Origin of the sequence: Bradyrhizobium sp., from assembly GCF_049691595.1 — a bacterium.
GTDB lineage: Bacteria > Pseudomonadota > Alphaproteobacteria > Rhizobiales > Xanthobacteraceae > Bradyrhizobium.
Genome location: NZ_JBAVNZ010000563.1, coordinates 1 through 7,422, shown reverse-complemented (window position 1 = coordinate 7,422; position 7,422 = coordinate 1). Strand labels below are relative to the sequence as shown.

Sequence of the window (7,422 nt, the reverse complement as noted above, 5' to 3'; positions counted from 1 at the left end):
GCAATCGGCACGACCTCGCCGGTATAGGGCGAGATCACCGGATTCTTGTTCAGGTCGTAGAATTTCTTGCCCGTCGTCGGGCAAATGCGTTTGGTTCCGAGATCGGACTTGGCCACGTGTGAAATCCTGGGAATTTTTCGAAAAACGGTGCTTCACTTGGCTAGTTGAGGCGCTGCTGTCAATAGCGGTTTGCGGGCATTTGACGGGCGGGTGACGCGGTATCGCCTATGTGATACCTGCCGCGCGCGCGAGAGGACCATAAACTTGACCCATTCAACCCATCCGACCCCGCTGCAAGCCCGTTTGAGCGGTCCCCTGGCCGGGAAGGTCCGAATTCCCGGCGACAAGTCGATTTCGCACCGCGCCCTGATCTTGGGCGCGCTGGCGGTCGGCGAAACCCGAATTTCGGGTCTGCTGGAGGGCGAAGACGTGCTCAACACCGCCAAATCCATGCGGGCGCTGGGGGCCAAAGTGGAGCGGACCGGCCCGTTCGCCTGGTCGGTGCGGGGCGTCGGCGTGGCGGGCTTCGCGCAGCCGGCCGCTGCGCTGGATTTCGGCAATTCCGGCACCGGCTGCCGGCTGGTGATGGGGGCGGTTGCCGGTTGCCCGATCACGGCGGTTTTCGACGGCGACGCCTCGCTGCGTTCGAGGCCGATGCGGCGCATCCTGGACCCGCTCGAATTGATGGGCGCCAAGACCAGCGCGGCCAAAGATGGCGGCCGGCTGCCGCTGACGCTGCACGGCGCGCGCGATCCCGTGCCGATCCTCTACAAGACGCCGGTGGCATCGGCCCAGATCAAATCCGCGGTGCTGCTGGCGGGGCTCGCCGCGCCCGGCGTCACCACGGTGATCGAAAAGGAAGCCAGCCGCGACCATACCGAATTGATGCTCAAGCATTTCGGCGCGGAACTCACCTCGACCCGGGAAGGCAGCCACGGCCGCAAAATCGCCCTGACGGGCCAGCCTGAACTGCACGGCGCCGGGGTCGTGGTGCCGGCCGATCCCTCGTCGGCGGCGTTTCCGATCGTGGCGGCGCTGATCGTCGACGGCTCCGACATCGTTCTTGCCGACGTCATGACCAACCCGCTGCGCACCGGCCTGTTCGCCACGCTGCGCGAGATGGGCGCCTCAATCGAGGAAAGCGAAATGCGCGGCGGTGCCGGCGAGCCGATGGCGCAACTGCGCGTGCGCGCCTCAAAACTGCGCGGCGTCGACGTGCCGCCGGAACGGGCGCCCTCAATGATCGACGAATATCTGGTGCTGGCGGTCGCGGCTTCCTTCGCCGAAGGCACCACCATCATGCGCGGCCTGCAGGAATTGCGGGTCAAGGAATCCGACCGGCTTGCCGCCACCGCCGACATGCTGCGCGTCAACGGCGTCAAGGTCGAGATCGCAGGCGACGATCTGATCGTCGAGGGTAGGGGGCACGTGCCCGGTGGCGGCCTCGTCGCCACCCACATGGATCATCGCATCGCGATGTCGGCGCTGGTGATGGGGCTTGCCTCCGACCGGCCGGTCAAGGTGGACGACACCGCCTTCATCGCCACCAGCTTTCCGGATTTCATCCCCATGATGCGCGCTCTCGGGGCGGAATTTGCATGAGGCGCCCGCGATGAGCCCAGCCTTCGGCCGCGATGCGTTGCTGGACGCCTTCGATCGGATCGGTCGCGCGGCGGTGGCGGCGGGAACCAAGCTGCAGATCGCGGTCTACGGAGGCTCCGCGCTGATGCTCGCGAGCAACTTCCGGTTTGCCACCGAGGATGTCGATATTGCCGAAATTGGAAAGCAATGGCCCGCCTGGCTCTCGGACATCGTGGAACGGATTGCCGTTGAGAATGAGTGGTCGAGCACCTGGCTCAATGATGCTGTGACGTTTCATCTGAGCCATCTTGCACAGGCGGATCGGGACCTGACTGCATTCGGCACTTTTCCAAGATCGGGCGAAAATGTTGGACTTGCGGTCTTCGTGCCGACGGCGAGATACATGCTGGCGCTGAAGCTCAAGGCCCTCCGGATTTCGGATTTTGAAAAAGGCCAGCAGGATACGGCCGATATAGCTCACCTGTTGAAGGCTCTCAATCTCGCCGGCATCGAGGAGGCGATCGAAATTCTCGCCGAATTCTTTCCAAATAGCGCCGCGGACGCCGACAAGCAGCGTTTCGTGCTAAAACGGCTTTTTTCTGGAGGTACGCCAATCGATGCGCCCAGCTACCCTCGCACGGACCGCTGAACTCGTTGTCTCGGGTCAGTCGCTCGACAAAGCGCTTCCGGAATTCCTTGACGAATTCTATCTGGCGACAACGCCGGAGTTGCGATGTTCCATGCTTGCGGACGAACCGCCGCCGACCGGCGATCCGCGGCTGGATGGATTGTTTGGGGCCGTCGCTGAATATCTTGCCCACCAATTCAAATTTCCCAGGGTTCCCTCTTGGGCATATTCGCCTGCGAGGTATCTTGATCGCGCCTGGCACGCCTCGCCAATCTTGGACCGAGGCTTCAGGGAATATCTGACCTTCTCCAGTCCCGCCGAATTCGCGTCACGCAATATCTTCACCGAGGAGCGGCCGCTACGGCGGGCCCGCGGCCTCCCTTCATCTGATACATAAGTCAAAATGATCATCGCCATCGACGGACCGGCTGCATCGGGGAAGGGCACGCTCGGCAAGCGGCTCGCCAAGCATTACGGTTATCGTCACCTCGATACCGGGGTGATCTATCGCGCGGTTGCCAAGGCGCTGCTCGACGCCGGCGCCGAGCTGACCGACGAGATGCTCGCCGTCTCCGCGGCGCTCGAGCTCGATCCCGAAAAATTCGGCAATCCCGCGCTCAAGACCCAGGAGGTCGGCGACGCCGCCTCGGTGGTTTCGGCGATTCCGAAAATGCGGGAGGTGCTTTTGAATTTTCAGCGGCAGTTCGCCGCCGATCCGCCGGGGGCGGTGCTCGATGGCCGCGACATCGGAACCGTGATCTGCCCGCACGCCGACGTGAAAATCTTCGTCGTGGCTGACCCCCATGTGCGGGCGCGGCGGCGGACGCTGGAAGCCCGCGCCCGCGGCGAAGCGGCCGACGAAGCGGCGGTGCTGGCGGATATCCTCAGGCGCGATGAACGCGACCGCAATCGCGCTGTCGCCCCCCTGAAGGCAGCCGCCGACGCCCACATTCTTGACAATTCCAATCTCGATATCGAGGCCGGCGTTCGCGCCGCCATCGCCATCGTCGAGGCGGTCCGCGCCAGGCGTTGAGCGCCGTTTCGTTCTTCGACCAGTAGCGGTCGGACGGAGCCATCGTGTGGGGGCGGCTTGAGCGTGGGTTCCAGCGCCGGGTTCGGACCGGCCTTTGGCACAATGCGGTCAACGCGCCGTCGAAACACCGCCTTTGCGCGGGAGGCGCACGGCACCGCCGGCGTTAACGCTCCGTAAATGAGGCGCTTCCGGCTTGCCCGGATCGGCATCGGGCGCTATATCAGCGCCATCCGGGCCGCCATCGACGAGATCAGGGCTGTCCGAGCGGGCCGGCACCGGGTTTGAACGCTTTCAAACTAAACCGATGCCGTCATTGGAGGAAAGCCCGCTCCAGGCTCTTGAACGTCGAGATGCTCGTTTCAGGCCCCGGACGTCTAAAGTCGCGCGCATTGTTTTCGCAAAACCGGTACCCGCTTTTGCGGAATGCGCGCCATCAACGTATCGAACGTGCGGGCATGCTGCCGGCCCGCTTTTGCGCCTCCCGCAAAAAGCGGTCGTTAGGGTTTGCGGACCTCTGACGCTTCACGCGCGATACGCCCTGTAACCCGAACCGCCGGCGACACCCGCATCTGGAGAACAAATGGCTTCGACTGCTGCTTCTTATAATCCTACCCGCGATGATTTCGCCGCGATGCTTGATGAGTCCTTTGCCGGCGGCAATTTGCAGGAAAGCTCGGTCATCAAGGGCAAGGTGGTTGCAATTGAAAAGGACATGGCCGTCATCGACGTCGGCCTGAAGACCGAAGGCCGCGTGGCGCTGCGCGAATTCGCCGGACCCGGCCGTGAAAGCGATCTCAAGGTCGGCGACGAGGTCGAGGTGTTTCTCGACCGGATCGAGAATGCGCTCGGCGAGGCCGTGCTGTCGCGCGACAAGGCGCGGCGCGAGGAGAGCTGGGGCAAGCTCGAGAAGGCGTTCAACAACAACGAGAAGGTGCACGGCGTCATCTTCAACCAGGTCAAGGGCGGCTTCACCGTCGATCTCGACGGCGCGGTGGCGTTCCTGCCGCGCTCCCAGGTCGACATCCGCCCGATCCGCGACGTTGCGCCCTTGATGAACAACTCGCAGCCGTTCCAGATCCTCAAGATGGATCGCCGCCGCGGCAACATCGTGGTGTCGCGCCGCACGGTTCTGGAAGAGACCCGCGCCGAGCAGCGCCAGGAGCTGGTGCAAAACCTCGAAGAAGGTCAGGTGATCGACGGCGTGGTCAAGAACATCACCGATTACGGTGCGTTCGTCGATCTCGGCGGCATCGACGGCCTGCTGCACGTCACCGATATCGCCTGGCGCCGGGTCAATCACCCGACCGAGGTGTTGACCATCGGTCAGACCGTGAAGGTCAAGATCATCAAGATCAACCACGAGACCCACCGCATCTCGCTCGGCATGAAGCAGTTGCTGGACGATCCGTGGCAGGGCATCGAGGCGAAGTATCCGCTCAATTCCCGCTTCACCGGCCGCGTCACCAACATCACCGATTACGGTGCGTTCGTCGAACTGGAGCCGGGCATCGAAGGCCTGATCCACGTCTCGGAAATGTCGTGGACAAAAAAGAACATGCACCCCGGCAAGATCGTCTCGACCTCGCAGGAGGTCGAAGTGCAGGTTCTCGAAGTCGATTCGGTCAAGCGCCGCATTTCGCTCGGCCTCAAGCAGACCATGCGGAACCCCTGGGAAGTGTTCGTCGAGAAATTCCCGGTCGGCTCCACCGTCGAAGGCGAGGTCAAGAACAAGACCGAGTTCGGCCTGTTCCTTGGGCTCGAGGGCGACGTCGACGGCATGGTTCATCTGTCGGATCTCGACTGGAAGCTTCCGGGCGAGCAGGTGATCGACAACTTCAAGAAGGGCGACATGGTCAAGGCCGTGGTGCTCGATGTCGATGTCGAGAAGGAACGTATCTCGCTCGGCGTCAAGCAGCTCGAAGGCGATCCGTTCGCCGAGCCGGGCGACGTCAAGAAGGGCGCGGTCGTGACCTGCGAAGTGCTGGAGGTGAAGGAAAGCGGCATCGAGGTGAAGATCACCGGCACCGACTTTACCACCTTCATCAAGCGGTCTGAACTCGCCCGCGATCGCAACGATCAGCGCGCGGACCGTTTCGCGGTCGGCGAGAAGGTCGACGCGCGGGTGATCCAGTTCGACAAGAAGGCCCGCAAGGTGCAGGTCTCGATCAAGGCGCTGGAAGTGGCCGAAGAGAAAGAAGCCATCGCCCAGTATGGCTCCTCCGATTCGGGGGCGACCTTGGGCGACATTCTCGGTACCGCGCTCAAGAACCGCGACAAGTAGGCTTTCGCCTTCTCCTCCTTAAGGCTGGGCCCCGGTTTCGACCGGGGCCCTTTTTATTGCGGGGGTCGCGTAGCCTTGTTTTCTTCATATTGCGTTGGAATTGATGTAATCAGATAGCCGGCTGGTTACGCGGTGATTGCAAAACGCGCGGGACATTTCGGGAGAATTTCAATGTCGCTTGATTCGGACGTGATCGTCGATCGCCGCAGAATCCGCCGCAAGCTGACGTTCTGGCGCGTCGCGGCCGCGGTCGTCGCAATCGCCGCGGTCGTCGCCGTCGGCGTGATCGCGACGCCCGGCGGCCGAAGCTCGCTGACCACATCGGGCTCGATCGCGCGCATCAGCATCGAAGGCCTGATCCGCAGCGACCGCGAGCGCGTCGAGGCGCTGGAGCGGCTGGAGAAGTCGCATGCCGCGGCCGTCATCGTCCATATCAATTCGCCGGGCGGCACCACCGCCGGCGCCGAGCAGCTTTACGACGCGCTGGTGCGCCTGAAAGCCAAGAAACCGCTGGTCGTGGTCGTCGAAGGACTGGCCGCGTCGGGCGGCTACATCACGGCGATCGCCGCCGATCACATCATTGCGCAGCAGAGCTCGCTGGTCGGCTCGATCGGCGTGCTGTTCCAGTTTCCGAATTTCAGCGAGTTCCTGAAGACGGTGGGCGTCAAGGTCGAGGAAGTGAAGTCTTCGCCGCTGAAGGCGGCGCCCAACGGCTTTGAGCCGACCAGTCCGGAAGCGCGGGCGGCGCTGGATGCGCTGGTGAGGGATTCCTACGCCTGGTTTCGCGATCTTGTGAAGGAGCGGCGCGGCATGGACGACACGTTGCTCGAAAAGGTCGCCGACGGACGTGTCTTCACCGGCCGCCAGGCGGTCGATCTCAAGCTGGTCGATCAGCTCGGCGACGAGAAAACCGCGGTCGCATGGCTGGTCGCCGAGAAGAAGATCAAGGGCGACCTGCCGGTGCGCGATTTCAAGCTGACCCCGCGGTTCGGCGACCTGACCTTTTTGCGAACCGCGGCGTCCGTTACCCTCGATGCGCTCGGTTTGAGCGCGATTGCGCGCCAGGTCGAGCAGGCCGGCGTCGCGCAGGCGATCGACCGCCTGGGTCTCGATGGCATGCTGGCGCTGTGGCATCCCGCCGGTCCCAATTGAACCGCGCAGGGGCGCTTTTGCTGTCGAGTTCCCGCACAACGGTAACGGTCACAATCCCCGATCGGTCGGTTTGTCACGCGTTTTCGCGCCGCGCAAAATCGATTTAGCGTCTTGACAGTGCAAGGCATTTTCACGGAAATGGACATCCGCAAGGTTCCGGGCACCCTTCTCGATGATCAAATCCGAACTCGTTCAGCGCATCGCCGAGCACAACCCGCATCTCTATCAGCGGGATGTCGAGAACATCGTGAACGCAATTCTCGATGAGATCGTCGCCGCCCTGGCGCGCGGCGACCGGGTAGAATTACGCGGTTTCGGGGCCTTCTCGGTCAAGCATCGTCCGGCCCGGGCCGGACGCAATCCGCGCACGGGCGCGCATGTGCCGGTTGATCAGAAGAGCGTCCCGTTCTTCAAGACGGGCAAGGAAATGCGCGAGCGCCTGAATCGGGACAATGGCAGCGGGCCCGGCGCCGGCGCGTAGACGTTCGTATTGCGTCGCGCCAATAGCCGCGTTGCGGGCCATGTGCCCGGCGTTCTCCATCGACAGAAGAGATGGTCATGCGAAAGTACTTCACGGCGCTGGTCGTCATTCCCTTGGGGCTCATCTTCGTGGTGTTCGCGGTGGCCAACCGTCATCTGGTGACGGTGTCGTTCGATCCGTTCAATTCCGTTGATCCAGCCATTGCGGTCACGCTGCCGCTGTTCGTCATCATCATCGCGGTGGCGATGGCCGGCGTGATCGCGGGT

Annotated in this window: 7 protein-coding genes and 1 pseudogene; 7 read left to right on the top strand and 1 reads right to left on the bottom strand. The window is 63.0% G+C overall.

Annotated elements, in window-relative coordinates:
* A partial coding sequence (locus WCE35_RS22905; protein ID WP_424595594.1) for a TIGR02300 family protein occupies positions 1-116 on the bottom strand: 116 nt, incomplete at its 3' end.
* A gap of 148 nt (positions 117-264) precedes the next feature.
* Here WCE35_RS22905 and aroA point away from each other — a divergent pair.
* The 7 genes and pseudogenes from aroA to WCE35_RS22870 all read left to right on the top strand — a co-directional run.
* Positions 265-1,602 carry a 3-phosphoshikimate 1-carboxyvinyltransferase gene (aroA, locus tag WCE35_RS22900; RefSeq protein ID WP_424595593.1) on the top strand — a complete coding sequence of 446 codons (1,338 nt, stop codon included), beginning with the start codon at positions 265-267 and terminating at the stop codon, positions 1,600-1,602.
* Positions 1,603-1,612: 10 nt separating this feature from the next.
* Entirely contained in the window at positions 1,613-2,230 is a 618-nt protein-coding gene (locus WCE35_RS22895; RefSeq protein ID WP_424595592.1) for a hypothetical protein, read from the top strand.
* A gap of 382 nt (positions 2,231-2,612) precedes the next feature.
* Positions 2,613-3,242, top strand: a complete 630-nt coding sequence (cmk, locus tag WCE35_RS22890; RefSeq protein WP_424595591.1) for a (d)CMP kinase — start codon at positions 2,613-2,615, stop codon at positions 3,240-3,242.
* A gap of 580 nt (positions 3,243-3,822) precedes the next feature.
* Entirely contained in the window at positions 3,823-5,523 is a 1,701-nt protein-coding gene (gene rpsA, locus WCE35_RS22885) for a 30S ribosomal protein S1 (protein WP_424595590.1), read from the top strand.
* A gap of 171 nt (positions 5,524-5,694) precedes the next feature.
* The gene (gene sppA, locus WCE35_RS22880) at positions 5,695-6,675 is read left to right on the top strand and encodes a signal peptide peptidase SppA (protein ID WP_424595589.1); all 981 of its coding nucleotides are present in this window, start codon (positions 5,695-5,697) and stop codon (positions 6,673-6,675) included.
* Between the two features lie 172 nt (positions 6,676-6,847).
* On the top strand, positions 6,848-7,156 hold the full coding sequence (locus WCE35_RS22875; RefSeq protein WP_424595588.1) for an integration host factor subunit beta: 309 nt from the start codon (positions 6,848-6,850) through the stop codon (positions 7,154-7,156).
* A 77-nt stretch (positions 7,157-7,233) separates the two neighbouring features.
* Positions 7,234-7,422, top strand: a pseudogene (locus WCE35_RS22870) (DUF1049 domain-containing protein); the annotation flags it as partial.